Below are 19826 nucleotides of genomic sequence, written 5' to 3' on the forward strand. Positions count from 1 at the left end.
GGTCAGCCCAGGAGGGTGCGGGTGCGCTCGACGTCGAGGGCGATCTGCGACAGCAGGTCGTCCACGGTCTCGAAGCGGTCGTTGCCGCGCAGCCGCAGGGCGAAGTCGACGGCGACGGTCTCCCCGTAGAGGTCGAGGTCGTCGCGGTCCAGGACGTAGGCCTCCACGGTGCGTTCGACGTCGTCGAAGGTGGGGTTGGAGCCGACCGAGATGGCGGCGGGGAGGCGGTGGTCCGGGTCGTCCGCCGGCAGCGACGGCCGTTCGAGCCAGCCGGCGTAGACGCCGTCGGCGGGCACCATCCCCTCGCTGTCGGTGCTGAGGTTGGCCGTCGGGTAGCCCAGGTCCCGGCCGCGGTGGTGCCCGTGCACCACCTCGCCGGAGACGCGGTGCGGCCGGTCCAGGATCTCGGTGGCGGTCTCCATGTCCCCGGTCTGGATCGCCTCCCGCAGGGCGGTGGAGGACCACGTGCGCCGCCCCTGCTCCTGCTCCCCCACGGTGCCCTGCACGAGCACCTCGAAGCCGTACCGGCGGCCCAGCTCGCGCATGGTGCCGACGTCGCCGCTGTTGTGCAGGCCGAAGCGCGAGTCCTGCCCGAGGACGACGACCCGGGAGCGGAGCCCGTCGACGAAGGTCTGCACGACGAAGTCCTCGGGCGTCAGCAGGGCGTACTCCCGGGTGAACTCCACGACGACGACGCCGTCGAGCCCGAGCCCGGCCAGCAGGTCGAGCCGGTGGTCCAGGCCGGTGATCTCCTGGGGCGCCCGCTCGGGGTGCAGCACGGCCACGGGGTGGGGGTCGAAGGTGACCGCCACCGAGGCCAGCCCGCGCTCCCGGGCCGTGGCGACGACGGTCTCCAGGACGGCCCGGTGCCCCCGGTGCACGCCGTCGAAGTTGCCCAGGGTGGCGACGGTGGGGCCCAGGTCGGGGGGGACCTGGTCCAGGCTCGTCCAGCGGTGCACGGGCGCCTACTCTACTTCTGCCCGGCGGGGGCCAGGACCACGTGCGCCCGGGCGGTCGGGCCGCTCTCGTCGAGGACGGCGACCAGGGTGCCGTCGGGCCCGACCGCCGCCACCGGGGAGGTGCGCCCGGGGACGGCCGAGGGGACCCGCTGGCCGTAGCCGAGGGCCCGGGCCTCGGCCTCGTCCAGCTGCCGGACGTCGAGGGCGGCGCGGGCCGCGGCGGCCAGGTCGAGCAGGTGGGCGGACGGGCCGTCGCCGGTGTCCGGGTCGAGCTGGTCCAGGGTCACCGCCCGGTCGAGGGTGTAGCCGCCGACCCGGGTGCGCCGCAGGGCGGTCAGGTGCCCGCCGACCCCGAGGGCGGCCCCCAGGTCGCGGGCCAGCGCCCGCACGTACGTGCCCGAGGACACCTCCACCTCCACGTCCAGGTCCACCACCCGGTGGCCGTCCTCCAGGACCACGTCCCGGCGCCCCAGCACCTCGAAGCGGTGCACGGTCACGGGCCGGGCCGCCAGCTCGACCTCCTCGCCGGAGCGGACCCGGGCGTAGGACCGGCGACCGTCGACCTTGACCGCGCTCACCGCGCTGGGCACCTGCTGCACCGCCCCGGTCAGGCCGGCGACGGCCTCCAGCACCCGGGCGTCGTCCAGGTCGCCCGCGTCGGCCCCGCCCGTGGTCTCCCCCTCGGCGTCGTCGGTCACGGTGGAGCGTCCCAGGCGCACGGTGGCGGCATACCCCTTGTCGTGGCCGACCAGGAAGGTGAGCAGCTTGGTGCCCCGGTTCACCCCGAGCACGAGGACGCCGGTGGCCATCGGGTCCAGGGTGCCGGCGTGCCCCACCCGGCGGGTGCCGCACAGGCGACGAGCGCGGGCGACGACGTCGTGGCTGGTCCAGCCGGCGGGCTTGTCGACGACGAGCAGGCCGTCGCCGACACCCTCAGCGGTCATCCGCCGGCAGGTCGCCCGGTCGCTCGTCCGCGTCGTCCCCGTCCTCGTCGGCCGGCCGGCGGTAGGGGTCGGGCTCCCCGGCGTAGCCCGCGGCGGCCCGCTGGCGGGCCAGCTCGGCGTCCCGCTCGGCCACCTGACGGAGCAGCTCGTCCATGTGGGCGGCGTCCTCGGGCAGGGCGTCGAGGATGAACTCCAGGCTGGGGGTCAGCCGGATCCCCAGGCCGCGCCCCACGAACGAGCGCAGCCGGCCCCGGTAGGCCTCGAGGATCTCCGCGGCGGTCGCCCGGTCCTCCTCCTCGCCCAGGACGGTGTAGAACACGCTGGCGTGCTGCAGGTCGCCGGTCACGCGCACGTCGGTGACGGTCACGAAACCGAGCCGCTGGTCCTTGACCACCTGGGACAGTCCCTGCGTCACCAGCTGCTTGATGCGCTCGGCGATGCGGCGGGCGCGGGCCTGGTCTGCCATGGGTCCTCCTGGGTCGGCGGTGGGTCGGGGCGTGCCGGACGGGTCCTCGGCGGCACGGGCCCGACCATCCTACGGACCTCGCGGGGCACCGTTCACCCGCGACGCGTGGGATACCCTGGTGGGTATGACGTGGGTGGCCAGGGGTGCCCGCGCGGGCACGCTGTCCGCCCTCGCGGTGGGCTGGGGCCTGCTCGCGCACCTCGGGGCGGGCGGGCACGGGGCCGCGGACGGCCCGCACGCGGCCCTCTCCCCCGGCGCCCTCCTGTGGGCGGGCTCGGCGACCCTGCTCCTCGCGTGGTTCCTGGTCCCTCCCGGGCGGGGCTCGGCCCGCGGGCCGGGGGCCGCCCGGCTGCTGGTGACGGTCGGTGCCGGGCAGGGGTTCACCCATGCCGCTCTTGCCCTGGCGCCACTGCTCGGACGACAGACCCGGCTGCCGGTGACGCCGGCCCCGGGCACCGGTGTCGTCACCGGGCACGCGGGCCACCTGCCGGCGGTGGTGGGGGGCACGCCCGCGCCCGCCGAGCTGCTGACGGTCCTCGGTCACGGTGGGACCTGGATGCTCCTGCTGCACCTCCTGGCCTCGGTGACCGTGGTCGTCCTGTGGGCCGCCGCCGCGGCGCTCTGGCGCGAGGCGACGTCCTGGTGGGGCCGGCTGATGGACACGGGCACCGTGCGCGTCCCCGTCCGACCCCGCCGGCCCGCCGTCGTCGGGGTCTGCCCGGCCCCCGCGGCCGTTCCGCACCTCTCCTGGGACGGGAGGGCGCCGCCGACGTCGTCGTGCCCTGACCCCCTCCCGCCCAGACCCGATCCCAGGAGAACCTCATGCCCACCGTCCGCCGCTCCGCGCTGCCCGCGCTCACCCTGGCCCTCGCCCTCGCCATGCCCCTGACGGGGTGCGGCTCCACCTCCGCCGACCCGACCGACGGCTCGGCCACCGCCGCCGACGACGCCGCCCTCACGCTCGAGGACGGCTGGGCCAAGGCGACCGACGGCCCGATGACCGGGGTCTTCGGCACCCTGACCAACGAGGGCGACGCCGACCTGCACCTCGTCGAGGTCCGCAGCGAGCTGGCCGGCATGGCCGAGATGCACGTGACCGTCGACGACGGGGCCGGCGGTCGCGTCATGCGCGAGGCCGAGGACGGCTTCGTGGTCCCCGCCGGCGGCGAGCACGCCCTGGAGCCCGGAGGCGACCACCTGATGCTCATGCAGCTGGCGGAGCCGGTCGAGACGGGCCAGGAGGTCGCCCTCGTGGTCGTGGACGCCGACGGGGGCGAGCATGAGTTCACCGTGTCCGCCCGGGCCTTCTCCGGGGCGGAGGAGGAGTACGCGCCCGAGCAGGAGACCGAGGACCGGTGAGTGCTCCCGACCTGGGTCGCCGGGCCCTGCTCAAGGGTGGCCTGCTCGGCGGTGCCGGTGCGTTCACGCTCGCCGGGGCGGTCGCGTCCTCGGGCGCGGCGTCGGAGGGCTCCGCCCCCGGGACCTCCTCCACGGGAACGGCGGACCTCGTCGTGCCCTTCCACGGCGAGCACCAGGCCGGCATCACCACCCCGCCCCCGCCCCATGCGGTCTTCGTCGGGATGGACCTCGACGACGGCGTGGGGACGACCGAGCTGGGCCGTCTCATGCGGGTGTGGACCGACGACATCTCACGTCTCACCGCAGGCGTGGCACCGGTGACCGACCAGGAGCCGGAGGTGGCCGCCCGACCGGCGGGGCTGACCGTCACGGTGGGCTGGGGGCCGGGGCTGTTCGACCGGCTGGGCCTGGACGACCGGCGGCCCTCGTGGCTGGCCCCGTTGCCGCCGATGCCGGTCGACGACCTGGACGAGGCCTACGGGGGGACCGACCTGCTCCTGCAGCTGTGCTCCCACTCCCCCGTCCCGCTGGCCCACGCCCGCCGTCTGCTCGTGGGGGCGGCCCGCGGCATCGCCACGCCGCGGTGGGTGCAGCCGGGCTTCCGAGATCCCGGTGAGCAGGCCGGGCTGGCCTTCCGCAACGAGTTCGGGCAGGTCGACGGCACCGTCCAGCCGGACGTCGCCGACCGGGACGCGGACCTGCTGTGGATCGGCCCGGCGTCGGCCTCTCACCCGGGATGGGTGGGCGGGTCCAGCCTGGTGCTGCGCCGGATCCGGATGGACATGGAGGACTGGGAGCGGGCCGACCGCGTCGCCCGCGAGCACGCGGTGGGCCGGGACCTGGCCACGGGGGCGCCGCTGACGGGCGGGGAGGAGTCCACCCCGGTGGACCTGCACGCGGTGCTGCCCAGCGGGCTGCCCGTCGTCGACCGGCACGCCCACGTGCGGCGCGCCAGCCCGCACGCCCCCCACGAACGCTTCCTGCGCCGGCCGTACAGCTACGAGCAGGTGGGGACCGACGGCACCGTGGAGACGGGCCTGCTCTTCGCGGCCTTCCAGGCCGACCCGGTGCGGCAGTTCCTGCCCGTCCAGCGGCGGCTGGCCGAGGGCGACCTGCTCAACATCTGGACCGTCCCCGTGGGATCGGCCGTCTACGCCGTGCTCCCGGGGTGCGCCGAGGGCGACTGGCTCGGCCGGGCGCTGCTGGTCTAGCCTCCCCGGGCACCAGGAAAGGCCCGGTCCGTCCCTGGGGACGGACCGGGCCTTCCTGGTGCGGAAGGGCGCAGCCTCAGCTGCGCGGGATCTCGCGCATCTCGTAGGTGGTGATGAGGTCGTCGACCTGGAGGTCGTTGAAGGACCCCAGGTTGACACCGCACTCGAAGCCCTCCCGGACCTCGGTCACGTCGTCCTTGAACCGCCGCAGACCGGCGATCTCCAGACCCTCGGTGACGACCACGCCGTCACGGGTGATGCGGGCCTTGGCACCGCGGCGGATCTCCCCGCTGCGGACCAGGCAGCCCGCGACGTTGCCGAACTTGGAGCTGCGGAAGATCTCACGGATCTCCGCCGTCCCGGTCTCGGCCTCCTGGTACTCGGGCTTGAGCATGCCCTTGAGGGCGTTCTCGATGTCCTCGATGGCCTGGTAGATCACCCCGTAGTAGCGGATCTCCACGCCCTCGCGCTCGGCGTAGTCCGCGTTCTGACCCTCGGCCCGCACGTTGAACCCCAGGATGATCGCGTCGGAGGCGACCGCCAGGTTGATGTTGTTCATCGTGATCGCACCGACGCCGCGGTCGATGATCCGCAGGTCGACCTCGTCGCCGACGTCGATCTGCAGCAGGGCGTCCTCGAGGGCCTCGACCGAACCGGAGACGTCGCCCTTGAGGATGAGGTTGAGCGTCTCGACCTTGCCCTGGGCGAGGGCCTGGTTGAGGTCCTCCAGGCTGATCCGCTTGCGGGACTTGGCCAGGGCCGCCTGCCGGTCGGCCGCCTCGCGCTTCTCGGCGATCTGCCGGGCGGTGCGGTCGTCCGGCGCCACCAGGAAGGTGTCGCCGGCGCGGGCGACCGAGTCCATGCCGAGGACCTGGACGGGCCGCGAGGGCGGCGCCTCCTGCACGTTGTTGCCGTGCTCGTCGAGCATGGCCCGCACGCGTCCGTGGCTGCCACCGGCGACGATCGCGTCGCCGACCCGCAGGGTGCCCTGCTGGACCAGGACGGTGGCCACGGCTCCGCGGCCGCGGTCGAGGTTGGCCTCGATGGCCACGCCGCGGGCGTCCTTGTCGGGGTTGGCCCGCAGGTCCAGGGCGGCGTCCGCGGTGAGCAGGACCGCGTCGAGCAGCTGCTCGATGTTCCTGCCCTCCTTGGCGGAGACGTCCACGAACATCGTCTCCCCGCCGTACTCCTCGGCCACCAGGTTGTACTCGGTGAGCTGCTGACGGATCTTGGCCGGGTTGGCACCCTCGACGTCGATCTTGTTGACCGCCACGACGATGGGCACGTTCGCTGCCTGCGCGTGGTTGAGCGCCTCCACGGTCTGCGGCATCACGCCGTCGTCGGCGGCCACGACCAGGATCGCGATGTCGGTCACCTTGGCTCCACGGGCACGCATGGCGGTGAACGCCTCGTGGCCCGGGGTGTCGATGAAGGTGATCGCGCGGTCCTCGCCGTCGTGGTCGGCGTGCACCTGGTAGGCACCGATGTGCTGGGTGATGCCACCGGTCTCGCCGGCACCGACCTCGGACTCCCGGATCGCGTCGAGCAACCGCGTCTTTCCGTGGTCCACGTGACCCATCACCGTCACGACCGGGGGCCGCGGCAGCAGGTCCTCCTCGGACTCGGCCTCCGCCTCGGCCTCGAGGTCGATGTTGAACGCGCTGAACAGCTCGCGCTCCTCCTCCTCGGGGGAGACGACGCGGATGTCGTAGCCCAGCTCGGAGCCGAGCACGCCGAAGGTGTCCTCGTCCAACGACTGGGTCGCCGTGGCCATCTCACCGAGGTGGAAGAGCACCGTCACCAGCGCTGCCGGGTCGACGTTGATCTTGTCGGCGAAGTCGGTCAGCGAGGCTCCGCGGCGCACCGTGACGGTCTGCCCGTTGCCGCGCGGGACGTTGACGCCGCCGATCGACGGCGCCTGCATCTGCTCGAACTCGGCGCGCTTGGCCCTCTTGGACTTGCGCCCGCGGACCTTTCCGCCGCCACGACCGAAGGCACCGGCCGTGCCACCACGGCCCCGCGGTCCGCCGCCGCGGCCACCGGGGCCGCCACGGAAGCCGCCGGGAGCACCGCCCGGTCCACCGGGACCGCCGCCGGGACGGCCGCGTCCGCCGCCCGGACGGGCGGGCCGTTCCCCAGGACGGGGCACCGCGGCGCGCTCGGGCATCATGCCGGGGTTCGGACGGGCACCACCGGGACGGGGCGCCGCGGGACGCGGACCACCCGGGCGGGGGCCGGCGGGACCGGCGGGTCCACCGCGAGAACCACCGGGCCGGGGCATCCCCTGGCTGGTGGCGAAGGGGTTGTTGCCGGGGCGGGGGGCGCCGCCGCCACGCTCACCACGGTCGGCGCCGCGGTCGCCGCCTCCGCGGCGCTCACGGCCCATGCCCTGGCTGGAGGAGAACGGGTTGTTGCCGGGCCGCGGACCGGGCTTGGCGCCGGGGCGGGCCGGACGTGGCCCGGGGGTCGCTCCACCCTCGGGCCGGCGCTCGCCCGCGGCCGGTGCGTCCCCACCGGGGGACTGCTCGGGGGCCGACGGTCCGGGCCGGGGGCCGGGGGTCGGGGACGCGGAGGGAGCCTTCGCCGCCGGAGCCGCCGTCTCGTCCGGGGCCGTCGGCCCGGGCTGCGGCGCGGCGGGCCGTTCCTCGGGGGCGGTGGTCGGGGGCTGCTGGGCCGCCGGCGCCGGGGTCGGCTGCGGGGCGGCCTTCGGTCCGGGCTTGGGGGCCCCGGACGCGGGCTTGGGCTTGCGGGCCGGGGACCCGCCGCCGGCGGGCTCGGCCTTGGCGGCCGCCGCGGGCGGGTTCTCCCGGATCTTGCGGACGACAGGGGGCTCGATGGTCGACGATGCCGACCGTACGAACTCTCCCTGCTGCTTCAGGTGGGCGAGCAGCTCCTTGCTCTCGACCCCGAGCTCCTTGGCGAGCTCGTAGACCCTGAGTTTGGCCACGGTGTGGTGTCTCCTTGGTGTAGCGCCACGACCGGGCCCCTTCAGGGCACGCCCGTGACTAGTGCTGGTGGGTGCTCATCGCTGAGTACTCATCGGGTGCTCATCAGCGTCAAACCCGCTTCCGGTTCCTCGATGACAGGCCCGGGTGGGCCCGCCCTTTGCTGGCGGCCGGATCCGTTGACCCGGCCGTGTCACGTCTGCTGCTCGAACCGTTCCCGCACGGCCGTGGTGTCCACCGGGCCGGCCTGCGTCAGGCGCAGGGCGCGGCCGAAGGCACGACGCGCGATCGCGATCCGCACGCACTCGGGGTCGGGGTGCACCCAGGCACCTCGTCCGTGTGCGCGGCGCCGCTCGTCCGGGACGACGGTCCACCGGTCGGTGTCCGCCGGTCCGCGGACCGCGACGACCCGCAGCAGTGCGGACTGCTCGTCCCGGCGGCGGCACCCCACGCACGTGCGCACCGGGGTGCGGCGCGACGTGCCGGATGAGGACGTCGTGGGACGGGCAGTGCTCTCCACTCTACACGCCCGGGGGAACGGCGTCCTCCCGCCCCGCCCGTTCCTCCTGCTCCTCGGTGTCGGCCCGGATGTCGATCTTCCACCCGGTCAGACGGTGCGCGAGCCGGGCGTTCTGACCCTCGCGGCCGATGGCCAGGGACAGCTGGTAGTCGGGCACCACGACCTGGACCTGCCGCGTCCGCGTGTCGACGATCCGGGCGGACTGGACCCGCGCCGGGGACAGCGCCGCCGCCACGTACTCCTCCGGGTCGTCGCTGTAGTCGACGATGTCGATCTTCTCGCCCTGCAGCTCGGCCATGACCGCCCGCACCCGTTGGCCCATCGGCCCGATGCAGGCCCCCTTGGCGTTGACGCCCGGCACCGTGGCCCGCACCGCGATCTTGGTGCGGTGCCCGGCCTCGCGGGCCACGCCGGCGATCTCCACGGTGCCGTCGGCGACCTCGGGCACCTCCAGGGCGAAGAGCCTGCGGACCAGGTTGGGGTGCGTCCGGGACAACATGATCTGCGGTCCCCGGTAGCCCCGCTTGGCGCTGACGACGTAGCAGCGGAGACGCTGCCCGTGCCCGTAGCTCTCCCCCGGCACCTGCTCGGCGGTCGGCAGCTCGCCCTCGACCGTGCCGAAGTCGACCAGGACGAAGCGCGGGTCGTTGGACTGCTGCACGACGCCGGAGACGATGTCGCCCTCCCGGGCCCGGAAGTCGCCGAGCACGGCGTCGTCCTCGAGCTCGCGCATGCGCTGGGTGATGACCTGGCGGGCGGTGGCCGCGGCCACCCGGCCGAAGCCCTCCGGGGTGTCGTCGAACTCGGGGCCCGATTCCCCCCGGGTCCCGTCGTCCAGCACGGGGGCGGGCTCGCGGGCCCAGACGGTCACGTGCCCGCTCCGGCGGTCGAGCTCGACGCGCGCGTCGCGGTAGTGCCCCTCGATCTTCTGGTAGGCCGACAGGAGGGCCTGCTCGATCGCCTGGACGATGACGTCCATCGGGATCTCGCGCTCGCGCTCCAGCAGCCGCAGCGCGGCCATGTCGATGTCCATCAGTGGTCCTTTCCGTCGGGGCGCGAGAACTCCACCTGCACGGAGGCCCGCTCGATGCTCGGCCAGGCGAGCTCCAGGGCGTCGTCGGGCTCCTCCCCCGGTCGGGCCTCACCGCCGCGCACCTGCTCCAGCCGCACGCCGTCGCCGTCCACCGACACGAGGCGCCCGGTGACCGGGCCGCCGTCGGTGCGGCCGACGGTGAGCAGCCGACCGACGTTGCGCCGGAACTGGGCCGGGCTGCCCAGGGGCCGGTCCACGCCCGGCGAGCTCACCTCCAGGGTGTAGGGGCCCTGGCCCGTGGCGTCGGAGGCGTCGAGGGTGTCGGAGACCGTCCGGGTGGCCTCGGCGATCTCGTCGAGGGTGAGCGGCTCGACCACGGAGGTGGTGTCGCCAGGGTCCAGGCCCTCGACGTCACGGGCCACGAAGACCCGGACCAGCCGGCGGCGGCCGGCCTGCTGGACCACCACCTCGTCGACGACGACCCCGCTGCCCTGCAGGGCCTGGGCGACCTCCTGGGTGAGCAGCTCCGTGCGTGCCCGGGTGTCCATCAGGTGCCTCCTGCGATCTTCTGCTGTCTGCCGACCCCCGGGCACCCTGCGGTGCCGGGCCACCGGTCCGGAACCGTCTACCCTACCCCTTGAGATGATCCCCGTCATGCCCCCGACCGTGTCCCGCCGTGCCCTTCTGCGCTCCGGCGGACTGGTCGGGCTGGCGGGCCTGCTCGCGGCCTGCGACGGGTCCGAGGGGCCGGACAGCACGTCCCCCACCGGCGCGGTGGAGCCCGACGACCCGACCACCTGGCCGCCCGACACCACCCTGCTGCTCTCCGCGCGTCGGCGCGTCCACGGCTACCTGGCCGCGCTCGAGGTGGTGGAGGTGCCGTCCGGCCGCGCCTCCCGGCTGCGCGACGCCTGGGAGGCCCAGCTGGAGACGGTGGAGCAGCTGGTGACGCTGGGCGGGGTGCCGTTGCCGGCACCACCCACGGACCCCGTGGTCACCGCCGCCCCGGACGACACCGCCCGCACGACCGCCCCCACGGACGACGCCGACCGGACGGCCGGGCCCGAGCGGCCTCCGGCGGACCGGCTCGGCCAGGTGCTGCGCGCCGACGTCACCGAGGCCCTGCGCGACGCCTCCACCGCGACCCCGACCCACCTCGCGATGCTCGTCTCGGTGGCGGCGCAGCACGCCGCGTCCGCCCAGGAGCTCGGGGCCGCCGTGGACTGGCCTCCGCTGGCCGGGCCGCGGGACGCGGCCGCGGTGGCGCTGCTGGCCGCGCTGCGGCCGGCGGTGTTCGGCCTGGAGGTGCTGGCGGCACGGTCCCGCGGCGAGGAGCGTGCCGACTACGAGTCGGTGCTCGAGGAGGTCGCGGGTCTGACCCGGCAGCTGACCAGCCTGGCCGGTCGGGCCGCGCCCGTGCCGCCGCTGGGCTACGACCTGCCCGAACCGCTGGCCGACCGCGAGGACCGCCGCGACCTGGCCGTCCGGCTGGTGGCCGACGTCGCCCCCGCCGCCCTGACGACGGCCACCCGGGTGTCCGGGGACGTGGCCCAGCTGACGGGGGTGGCCAGGGTGGTCGCGGAGGCGGTCTCCTGGGACCGCCGCCTCGGCGGGCGGGGCAGCCCCTTCCCGGGCATGACCGCGCCCTGACCCGAAGGCGCCCCGACCTGAAGGCGCCCCGACGGGCACCGGCCGTCCCGACCGGTCCCACGCCGACGGCATACCGTGGGACGCATGCCCAACCGTCTGGCCGCCAGCACCTCCCCCTACCTCCTGCAGCACGCGGACAACCCTGTGGACTGGTGGGAGTGGGGACCGGAGGCCTTCGCCGAGGCCCGTCGCCAGGACGTGCCGGTGCTGCTGTCGGTGGGGTACGCGGCCTGCCACTGGTGCCACGTCATGGCGCACGAGACCTTCGAGGACGATGAGGTCGGCCGGCTCGTCGGCGAGCACCTGGTGGCGGTCAAGGTCGACCGGGAGGAGCGTCCCGACGTCGACGCCGTGTACATGGCGGCCACGACCGCGTTGACCGGTCGCGGCGGGTGGCCGATGACCTGCCTGCTCACGCCCGAGGGTGAGCCGTTCTGGGCGGGCACCTACCTGCCTCGTGAGCAGTTCGCCCAGCTCGTCCGGGGTGCGGCGAAGGCCTGGCGGGAGGACCGGGAGCGCGTGCTCGCCGGCGGTGCGCAGATCGTCGCCGCGCTGCGCCGGGCCGAGGACCGCGCGGCCCCGGGCCGCACGCTCGTCGAGGACGATCTCGCCGCGGCCGTCCGGACGCTGGCGGGCGAGTTCGACCCCCGGTGGGGCGGCTTCGGCGGGGCGCCCAAGTTCCCTCCGTCGATGGTGCTGGCCTTCCTGCTGCGCCACCACGGGCGCACCGGCGACGACCAGGCGCTGGGCATGCTGAGGCGGACCTGCGAGGCGATGGCCCGCTCCGGGACCTACGACCAGGTGGGCGGCGGCTTCGCCCGGTATGCCGTGGACCGCGCCTGGGTGGTCCCCCACTTCGAGAAGATGCTCTACGACAACGCCCTGCTGCTGGGCGTCTACACCGACCTGCTGCGGGCCGACCCGGCGACCCGCCCGTGGGCCGGGCGGGTGGTGCGGGAGACCGTCGAGTGGCTGCTGCGCGAGATGTGGACGGAGCAGGCCGCCTTCGCCAGCTCGTTGGACGCCGACACCGACGGGGTCGAGGGAGCCACCTACGTCTGGACGCCGGACCAGCTCCGCCAGGTCCTGGGGGACGAGGACGGGCGCCGGGCCGCCGCGCTGCTCGGCGTCACCGCGACCGGCACGTTCGAGCACGGCACCTCGACCCTGCAGCTGCGCCAGGACCCGGACGACCCGGCCTGGTGGGCGGACGTGCGGGAGCGGCTGGACCTGCACCGCAGCCTGCGGCCGCAACCGGCCCGGGACGACAAGGTCGTCACCGCCTGGAACGGCCTGCTCGTGGCCGCCCTCGCGCACGCCGGCTGGGTGCTGGACGAGCCGGACTGGGTCGACGTGGCCGCCCGCTGCGCGCGGTTCGTGCTGGACGTGCACGTCGTCGACGGGCGGCTGCGGCGCAGCTCCCGGGACGGCACCGTCGGCGACGCCCTCGCGGTGGCCGAGGACTACGGCGACCTCGCCGACGGCCTGCTGGCCCTACACCGGGCGACCGGGGACCCCGGCTGGCTGGCCGAGGCCGGCCGGCTGCTGGACGACGCGGTGGGGCTCTTCGGCCGGCACGACGGGAGCTTCACGGCCACCGGCCGGGACGCCGAACGGCTCGTGGTGGACCCTCGCCCGGAGGGGGACAACGCCGAGCCGGGGGGCGTCAGCGCCCTAGCGCTGGCGCTGGTCCGGCACGGCGCCCAGGCGGGGCGCGCGGACCACCTGGAGCGGGCGGGCGCGGCCCTGGGCGGGATGTCCGCCCTGGTGGCGCAGGCCCCCCGCTTCGCGGGATGGGCGCTCGTCGCGGCCGAGGAGCTCCTCGCCGGCCCGGTCCTCGTGCGGCTCTCCCCCGCCGGACCCGACGACGGGGCGGACGACGCTGCGGACGGGTCGGGCACGGCGGTCGGCGCAGGACCGCTCGGGCGGGCGGCGCGGCATACCCCGGTCGGCACCCTGGTGGTGGACGGCGACCCGGGCACCCTGCTGGTCGGGGGCCGACGCGCGGCGACCGTGTGCCGGGGCACCGTGTGCGACCTGCCGACGACGGTCCCCGACGACCTGCCGGGGCGGGGCTAGTCTGGCGCCCATCGCCTACCTGGAGGGGGTGTGCCGTGCGACGCACGTCCGCCGTTCCCGCCGTCGCCCTCGGCGCGGCCCTGCTGCTGGCCGCCTGCGCGGGGGGCACCGAGGATGCTCCCGGGGACACCCCGACGGCCGTCCCCGCGCCCGCGCCCGCACCCGAGGGCGAGGACGAGGAGGCGACCGAGGACGCGGGTGACGGGACCGCAGGGGAGGGGACCGCGGAGGGGGTGGCCCCGCCGGAGTCGTCGCTGGCGGAGGAGGACGACGCGGACGCCGACGGGCCGGTGGAGGTGACGATCGCCGCGGCCGGCGACATCCTGGCCCACTCCCGGCTCAACCTCACCGCCAACGCCTACGCGGGCGGCGCCGAGGGCGCCTACGACTACACGCCCATGTTCGCCGACGTGACCTCCCCCATCTCGGAGGCCGACCTGGCGCTGTGCCACCTGGAGACCCCGCTGTCCCCGGACAACACCAACCTGTCGGTCCCCGACCGGCTCGTCTTCAACACCCCCCGCGAGATGGCCGACGCGCTGGTCGGTGCCGGGTTCGACGGGTGCGAGTTCGCCTCCAACCACACCATGGACATGGGCATCGACGGGCTGGCGGCCACCGAGGAGGTCGTCCGCGAGGCCGGGATGGGCTACGCGGGCCCCACGGCGGACGAGGAGCGTTCCGGGCGGGCGGAGGTCTACGAGGTCCCGACCGAGGAAGGCACGGCCCGGGTCGCCCACCTGGCCTACACCTACACCTACCCCAACTCCGGCACACCCACGACCACCATCCCCGGGGAGGCACCCTGGCTGGTCGACGCCTCGTGGCCCAACCTGGACAGCGACGGCATCCTCGAGCAGGCCGGTGCCGCCCGGGACGAGGGTGCCGACTTCGTCGTGGTGAGCATGCACTGGGGCAACGAGTACCAGGCGCAGCCGACCGAGGACCAGACCCGGATCGCCGGCGACCTGCTCTCCTCGGGCGAGGTCGACCTCATCCTCGGCACGCACGTGCACGTCATCCAGCCCTGCGAGCAGGTCGACGGTCGGCACGTGATCTACGGGCTGGGCAACTTCCTGTCCAACCAGTCGCCCGACACCCACGCCAGCCTGGCCCCGGCGACCCAGGAGGGCATGGTGGCCACCTTCACCCTGACGCGGGACGAGGACGGCGAGGTCAGCTCGCGGATGGAGTACCGGCCCACCCGGGTCGAGATCGTCCCCGGCCCGCAGCCGGGGCCGCACGTCATCCGGCTGGTCTCCCCGGAGACCTACCCCCAGACCTGGGAGCGGACCACGGCCACGGTGGACCTGCTCGGCGGGTGCGAGGCCGAGCCCGTGCAGCCCTGAGGGCCCCTCCCCCCGCTCCTGCCCGCCCGGGACCAGCCCGCCCGGCGGCTCAGCCGAGGAGCTGCTCGGCGGTGTCCAGCCCGATCTTGACGATGAAGGCCGTGAGCACGAGGACGAAGAAGACGCGGACGAACCGGCTGCCCCGGGCCACCGCCACCCGGGCGCCGAGGTAGCCGCCGACGATGTTGCAGGCGCCCATGACCAGCCCGAGCTCCCACATCACCGCGCCCTGCGGCACGAACACCACCAGGGCCGCCAGGTTGGTCGCCAGGTTGGCGATCTTGGCCTTGGCGCTGGCCTCGAGGAAGCCGTAGCCCAGCGCGCTGACGAGCGCGAAGACGAAGAAGGACCCCGTCCCCGGTCCCAGCGCCCCGTCGTAGGCCCCGATCACCACCCCGATGAGCAGCGCCACGGCCAGGTGCCGCCGCGGCCGGACGTGCCCGAAGCGCAGCCGCTGCATCTGCCCCATCGACGGCCTGTCCAGGGTGTAGACGCCCACCGCCACGAGCACGGTGAGGATGATCGGGTTGAACGCCTCCTTGCTGATGAGGAAGGCGGTCGCCGCTCCCCCGGCGCTGCCGAGGAAGGCGGACCCGGCCAGCGGCAGCGCGGTGCGCAGGTCGGGCCGGACCCGGCGGAAGTAGGTGATCGAGCTGGTCGCGGTGCCGGCGATCGAGCCGAGCTTGTTGGTCGCCAGCAGCTGGACGGGGCTGGCGCCCGGGACCCCGACGAGCAGGGCGGGCAGCTGGATCAGCCCGCCGCCGCCCACGACGGCGTCGACGAAGCCCGCCGCCAGGCCCGCCAGGGCGAGGAAGACCAGGACGCCCGGGTCGAGGCTCTCCAGCACCGGAGGGGTATGCCGTCAGGCCGGGTGCGCGTCGCCGCGCACCTCGGCGAGCACCTCGCCGACCGTGCGCTCCACGGGCACGTCGCGGCGCCCGCCGGTCCGGCGGTCCTTGACCTCGATCGTGCCCTCGGCCAGGCCCTTGCCGATGACGACGATCGTCGGCACGCCCAGCAGCTCGGCGTCCTTGAACTTCACTCCGGGGCTCACCTTGGGGCGGTCGTCGTAGATCACCGTCAGGCCGGCCGCCTCCAGGTCGGCGACGAGCAGCTCTCCCTGGTCGTAGACGTCCTGGCTCTTGCCGGTCGCCACGACGTGCACGTCGGCGGGGGCCAGGGCGCGCGGCCAGCACAGGCCGACCTCGTCGTGGGTGGCCTCGGCGACGGCGGCCACCGCGCGGGAGACCCCCACGCCGTAGGAGCCCATCGTGACCGTGACGAGCTTGCCGTTCTCGTCGAGCACCTTCAGCCCGAGGGCCTCGGCGTACTTGCGGCCGAGCTGGAAGATGTGGCCCATCTCGATGCCGCGCGCCAGGGTCAGGGTGCCGGCCCCGTCCGGGCTCGGGTCCCCCTCCTTGATCTCGGCGGCCTGGATCGTACCGTCGGCCGTGAAGTCCCGGCCGAGCACCAGGTCGAAGACGTGCTTGCCGTGCTCGTCGGCGCCGGTGACCCAGGCCGACCCCTCGGCGACGGAGGGGTCGAGCAGGTAGCGAATCCCGGAGGCCTTCTCCAGCCCGAGGACGGCCGGGCCGATGTAGCCCTTGGCCAGCATCGGGTAGGCGGCGAAGTCCTTCTCCTCGAACGGTGCCCACTGGGCCGGCGCGACCTGGGCCTCGAGGCGCTTGGCGTCCACGTCGCGGTCCCCGGGCAGGCCGACGGCCAGCGGCTCGGTGCGCCCGTCGGGGTGGGTGAGCAGGACGACGACGTTCTTGAGGGTGTCGGCCGCCGTCCACGGCCGGCCGTCGACACGGGGGTGCAGGGCGTTCGCCTGCGCGACGAGGGTGTCGATCGTCGGGCTGTCCGGGGTGTCCTCGACGTGCGCCGCGGGCGTCGACGCCACCACGGCGGGGTCGACCGGCGGCGCCTGGGGCACGACGACCGCCTCGACGTTGGCCGCATACCCGCTCGCCTCGCAGCGCACGAAGGTGTCCTCGCCGACGGGGCTGACCGCGAGGAACTCCTCGCTGGCGGACCCGCCCATGGCGCCGGAGTCGGCGTGCACGACGACGTACTCGAAGCCGAGCCGGTCGAAGATGCGCACGTAGGCCTCGCGGTGCCGCTGGTAGGCGGCCTCCAGCCCGGCGTCGTCGACGTCGAAGGAGTAGGAGTCCTTCATGACGAACTCACGGCCGCGCAGCAGCCCGGCCCGGGGGCGGGCCTCATCACGGTACTTGGTCTGGATCTGGTAGAGCGTCAGCGGCAGCTCCTTGTAGGAGCTGAACATGTCCTTGACCGCGAGGGTGAACATCTCCTCGTGGGTGGGGCCCAGGAGCATGTCGTTGCCCTTGCGGTCCTGCAGCCGGAAGAGGTTGGGGCCGTACTCGGTCCACCGGTTCGTCGCCTCGTAGGGCTCGCGCGGCAGCAGCGCCGGGAAGCTCAGCTCCTGGCCGCCGATGGCGTCCATCTCCTCGCGGACGACCTGCTCGACCTTGCGCAGCACCTTCAGACCCAGCGGCAGCCAGCTGTAGACGCCCGGGGCGGCGCGCCGGACGTAGCCGGCGCGCACGAGCAGCTTGTGCCCGGGCAGTTCGGCGTCGGCCGGGTCCTCGCGCAGGGTCCGCAGGAACAGGGTCGACAGGCGCATGGCCACGTGGGTGCACTCCTTGGCTCGGGTGGGCGGTTCCGGGACGACGACGGGGTATGCCGGGCGGGTCCCGTCCACGTCGGGGGACCGTCGCAGACTACCCGAGCGCCCAGCCGTGGGCGGGCACCGGAAGGTCGCCGTGGACGCCGGCGAGGGTGACCTGGTCGTCGGTGAGGTTGAGGCCGAGGGTGAGCCGGTGGTCCTCCTCGGGGCTGGTCAGGTCGACCGCGGCCGTGGCGCCCGCGACGTCCCGGGCGGTGGCCGTCGCCCTCGTGATCCACGGGTGCGTGCGGCGCAGGTGGATGATCCGCTGGTGCTCCGCCAGCAGGGCCTGGCCGTGGGGCAGCAGCTCGTCGGGGCTCTCCGGGAAGGGCGGGCGCACGGAGTCGTCGCCCCCGGGCTGGTCCAGCTTCTCGCCGGTGAAGCCCTGCTCGTCACCGGCGTAGACGGAGGGCACGCCGGGCAGCAGCAGGGCGAGGGCGGCCGCGGTGCCGACGTGGCGGACGTCGGTCAGCTTGCTGGCGATCCGGGTGACGTCGTGGTTGCCGACGAAGGTCTGCGGGCGGAAGGCGGCGCAGAAGTCGGCGTGCCGGGTCAGCGCCCACGCCAGCTCGTGCAGGTTGACGTCGTTGAGCGAGCTCCATACGGCCTTCCACAGCTCGTACTGGGTGACCGAGTGCACGCCCGACCGGTGGACGAAGTCGACGTAGTCGCCCTGGATGACCTCGGCCAGGATCCAGGCGTCGGGATGCCGCTGCCGGACCCGGTCGAGGATGGGGCGCCAGGCGTCCGCGCCGGGGGCGAAGGCGGCGTCGAGGCGCCAGGCGTCGACGCCGGCGTCGAGCCAGCGGCTCATCACGTCGACGACGTAGTCCTGGACCGGGGGGTGGGTCAGGTCCAGCTCGACCAGGTCGAGGTTGCCCTCGAACCCGCGGGGGTACTCCCCCACCCAGCGCAGCCAGGCCCGGTCCTCGGGCGTGGCGTCCGCGGCGAGCGCCCGGCGCACGATCTCGTGGTCCTCGGAGACGTGGTTGAAGACGCCGTCGAAGGCGACCCGGATGCCCTTGTCGCGGGCCTGGGCGAGGAGCTCGCGCAGGTCGTCCTCGTCGCCGAGCCGGGGGTCGACCCGGTAGTGGTCGAGCGTGTCGTAGCCGTGGCTGGTGGAGGCGAGGACGGGCCCCAGGAGGAGGCCGTTGGCGCCGAGCTGCAGCAGGTAGTCGAGCCAGCCGGTGACGCGGGGCAGCCGGTGGACCACCGCGCCGCCCTGCCCGGCGTGCTCGGCGGCGGTGCGCTCGGCCCCGACGAAGCCGAGGGGGTAGAGGTGCCACCAGACGACGGTGTCGACCCAGGCCGGGCCGGTCACGGCGGTCATCGCCGGGCCGCCAGCTCGGCGACGCCCTCGAGGAGGCGGTCCACCTCGTCGGCGGTCGTGTAGGGCGCCATCCCCACGCGGACCCCGCCGCCGGCGCCGAGGCCGAGGCGGTGGCTGGCCTCCCACGCGTAGAAGTGGCTGGCCGGGGCGTTCACCCCCCGGTCCGCCAGGCGGCGGTGGACGGCGGCGGGCTCGACCCCGTCGAGGGTGAACAGCAGGGTCGGGGTCCGGTGGGCGGCCCGGGAGTGGACGGTCACGCCGTCCATCGCCCGCAGCCCGTCCTCGGCGCGCACCCGCAGGCCCTCCTCGTGCTCGTGGAGCGCCGCGAAGGAGGCCGCCAGGCGTTCGCGGCGGGACAGGCCTGCCGGATCCGGGTGCTCGGCGGCTCCCTCCCCCTCCCACGCCAGACCCGCGAGCACCTCGACCGCGGCGGTCGTGCCGGCGAGCAGCTCGTAGGGCAGCGTGCCCAGCTCGAAGCGCTCGGGCACCGCGTCGCTGGAGGGGAGCAGCTTGTCGGGGTGCAGCTCCTCCAGCAGGTCCGCCCGGCCGCAGGTGACGCCGAGATGGGGGCCGAGGAACTTGTAGGGCGAGCAGGCCACGAGGTCGGCCCCGAGCGCCTCGCGGTCGAGCAGGTCGTGGGCGGCCAGGTGCACCGCGTCCACGTGGACCAGGGCGCCGACGTCGTGGGCGGCGGCGACGACGGCGGGCAGGTCGGGCCGGGTGCCGACGAGGTTGCTCGCGGCCGTGACGGCGACGAGCCGGGTGCGCCCGGACAGGACCTCCCGGACGGCCTCGACCGGCAGCTCTCCCGTGGCGGGGTCGAGCTCGGCCCACCGCACGGTCGCCCCGACCGCCTCGGCGGCGATCACCCAGGGGCGGACGTTGCCGTCGTGGTCCAGCGAGGTGACCACGACCTCGTCGCCCGGCCCCCAGCCGTGGGCACGGGCCAGGGTGCGCGCGAGGTCCATGGTGTTGGCGGTCATGCTGCGGCCGAAGACCACCGTGCCGGGGTCGCTGCCGAGCAGGTCGCCCATCGCGCTCCGGGTCTCCCGGACGACGTCGTCGGCGAGCCGCTCGGCGGCGGTGACGGTGCCGCGGTTGGCGATCGAGGAGGTCATGATGCGGGCGACCGCCTCTGCGACCGGTGCGGGCGTCTGCGACCCTCCCGGCCCGTCGAAGTGGGCCGTCCCGCCGGCCAGGGCGGGGAACAGCGCGCGGACCGCGGCGACGTCATACCTCATGCCGCCCAACCTAGTGCCTGCCCCGCGGCGTCGACGGGTGCGGATCCGCAA

The 19826-nt window shown here is 74.8% G+C and carries 17 protein-coding genes; 6 read left to right on the forward strand and 11 right to left on the reverse strand.

Annotation, left to right across the window (positions count from 1 at the left end; translation table 11 throughout):
- Positions 1-2: 2 nt before the first annotated feature.
- From FJR00_RS03410 to rbfA, 3 genes are read right to left on the reverse strand one after another with little or no spacing between them, the layout of a single operon-like run.
- Complete coding sequence (locus FJR00_RS03410; protein ID WP_075958378.1) at positions 3-959, reverse strand: bifunctional riboflavin kinase/FAD synthetase; 957 nt, start codon at positions 957-959, stop codon at positions 3-5.
- A gap of 11 nt (positions 960-970) precedes the next feature.
- Positions 971-1903 (reverse strand): tRNA pseudouridine(55) synthase TruB, encoded by a 933-nt coding sequence (truB, locus tag FJR00_RS03415; protein ID WP_141337463.1) that lies wholly within the window; start codon positions 1901-1903, stop codon positions 971-973.
- Positions 1893-2369, reverse strand: a complete 477-nt coding sequence (gene rbfA, locus FJR00_RS03420) for a 30S ribosome-binding factor RbfA (RefSeq protein ID WP_141337464.1) — start codon at positions 2367-2369, stop codon at positions 1893-1895. The genes truB and rbfA overlap by 11 nt, the downstream gene beginning before the upstream one ends.
- Before the next feature lie 124 nt (positions 2370-2493).
- Between rbfA and FJR00_RS03425 the strand changes: the two genes are divergently transcribed.
- From FJR00_RS03425 to FJR00_RS03435, 3 genes are read left to right on the forward strand one after another with little or no spacing between them, the layout of a single operon-like run.
- A complete protein-coding gene (locus tag FJR00_RS03425) occupies positions 2494-3258 on the forward strand; it encodes a hypothetical protein (RefSeq protein WP_141337465.1) in 765 nt (254 codons plus the stop codon).
- Positions 3192-3728 (forward strand): copper chaperone PCu(A)C, encoded by a 537-nt coding sequence (locus tag FJR00_RS03430; protein ID WP_141337466.1) that lies wholly within the window; start codon positions 3192-3194, stop codon positions 3726-3728. Before FJR00_RS03425 ends, FJR00_RS03430 begins: the two co-directional genes overlap by 67 nt.
- A complete protein-coding gene (locus FJR00_RS03435; RefSeq protein ID WP_141337467.1) occupies positions 3725-4939 on the forward strand; it encodes a Dyp-type peroxidase in 1215 nt (404 codons plus the stop codon). Before FJR00_RS03430 ends, FJR00_RS03435 begins: the two co-directional genes overlap by 4 nt.
- Positions 4940-5015: 76 nt before the next feature.
- Here FJR00_RS03435 and infB read toward each other — a convergent pair whose 3' ends face one another.
- The 4 genes from infB to FJR00_RS03455 form a co-directional block, all read right to left on the reverse strand.
- Complete coding sequence (gene infB / locus FJR00_RS03440) at positions 5016-7886, reverse strand: translation initiation factor IF-2 (protein ID WP_141337468.1); 2871 nt, start codon at positions 7884-7886, stop codon at positions 5016-5018.
- Positions 7887-8077: 191 nt separating this feature from the next.
- Positions 8078-8404 carry a DUF448 domain-containing protein gene (locus FJR00_RS03445; protein ID WP_181409475.1) on the reverse strand — a complete coding sequence of 109 codons (327 nt, stop codon included), beginning with the start codon at positions 8402-8404 and terminating at the stop codon, positions 8078-8080.
- A 1-nt stretch (position 8405) separates the two neighbouring features.
- On the reverse strand, positions 8406-9437 hold the full coding sequence (gene nusA, locus FJR00_RS03450; RefSeq protein ID WP_141337469.1) for a transcription termination factor NusA: 1032 nt from the start codon (positions 9435-9437) through the stop codon (positions 8406-8408).
- Positions 9437-9985, reverse strand: a complete 549-nt coding sequence (locus FJR00_RS03455) for a ribosome maturation factor RimP (RefSeq protein ID WP_075958385.1) — start codon at positions 9983-9985, stop codon at positions 9437-9439. Before FJR00_RS03455 ends, nusA begins: the two co-directional genes overlap by 1 nt.
- A gap of 94 nt (positions 9986-10079) precedes the next feature.
- On the opposite strand from FJR00_RS03455, the gene FJR00_RS03460 reads away from it, so the two are divergent.
- The 3 genes from FJR00_RS03460 to FJR00_RS03470 all read left to right on the forward strand — a co-directional run bounded on the left by FJR00_RS03460 (position 10080) and on the right by FJR00_RS03470 (position 14515).
- Positions 10080-11087 carry a ferritin family protein gene (locus FJR00_RS03460; protein WP_141337470.1) on the forward strand — a complete coding sequence of 336 codons (1008 nt, stop codon included), beginning with the start codon at positions 10080-10082 and terminating at the stop codon, positions 11085-11087.
- A gap of 84 nt (positions 11088-11171) precedes the next feature.
- The gene (locus FJR00_RS03465) at positions 11172-13166 is read left to right on the forward strand and encodes a thioredoxin domain-containing protein (RefSeq protein ID WP_141337471.1); all 1995 of its coding nucleotides are present in this window, start codon (positions 11172-11174) and stop codon (positions 13164-13166) included.
- Between the two features lie 35 nt (positions 13167-13201).
- Entirely contained in the window at positions 13202-14515 is a 1314-nt protein-coding gene (locus tag FJR00_RS03470) for a CapA family protein (protein WP_141337472.1), read from the forward strand.
- A 49-nt stretch (positions 14516-14564) separates the two neighbouring features.
- Here the strand turns inward: FJR00_RS03470 and FJR00_RS03475 are convergent, their stop codons facing one another.
- The 4 genes from FJR00_RS03475 to FJR00_RS03490 form a co-directional block, all read right to left on the reverse strand.
- On the reverse strand, positions 14565-15362 hold the full coding sequence (locus FJR00_RS03475; protein ID WP_141337473.1) for a TSUP family transporter: 798 nt from the start codon (positions 15360-15362) through the stop codon (positions 14565-14567).
- Positions 15363-15377: 15 nt separating this feature from the next.
- A complete protein-coding gene (locus FJR00_RS03480; protein ID WP_181409481.1) occupies positions 15378-17162 on the reverse strand; it encodes a proline--tRNA ligase in 1785 nt (594 codons plus the stop codon).
- 97 nt (positions 17163-17259) lie between these two features.
- Positions 17260-18534: an alpha-amylase family glycosyl hydrolase gene (locus FJR00_RS03485; RefSeq protein ID WP_141337474.1), complete on the reverse strand. Its 1275-nt coding sequence runs from the start codon at positions 18532-18534 to the stop codon at positions 17260-17262.
- Entirely contained in the window at positions 18531-19775 is a 1245-nt protein-coding gene (locus FJR00_RS03490; RefSeq protein WP_141337475.1) for a cysteine desulfurase-like protein, read from the reverse strand. The genes FJR00_RS03485 and FJR00_RS03490 overlap by 4 nt, the downstream gene beginning before the upstream one ends.
- Positions 19776-19826: the final 51 nt, after the last annotated feature.

The organism is Ornithinimicrobium kibberense (genome assembly GCF_006519705.1).
Taxonomy (GTDB): Bacteria; Actinomycetota; Actinomycetes; order Actinomycetales; family Dermatophilaceae; genus Ornithinicoccus; species Ornithinicoccus kibberensis.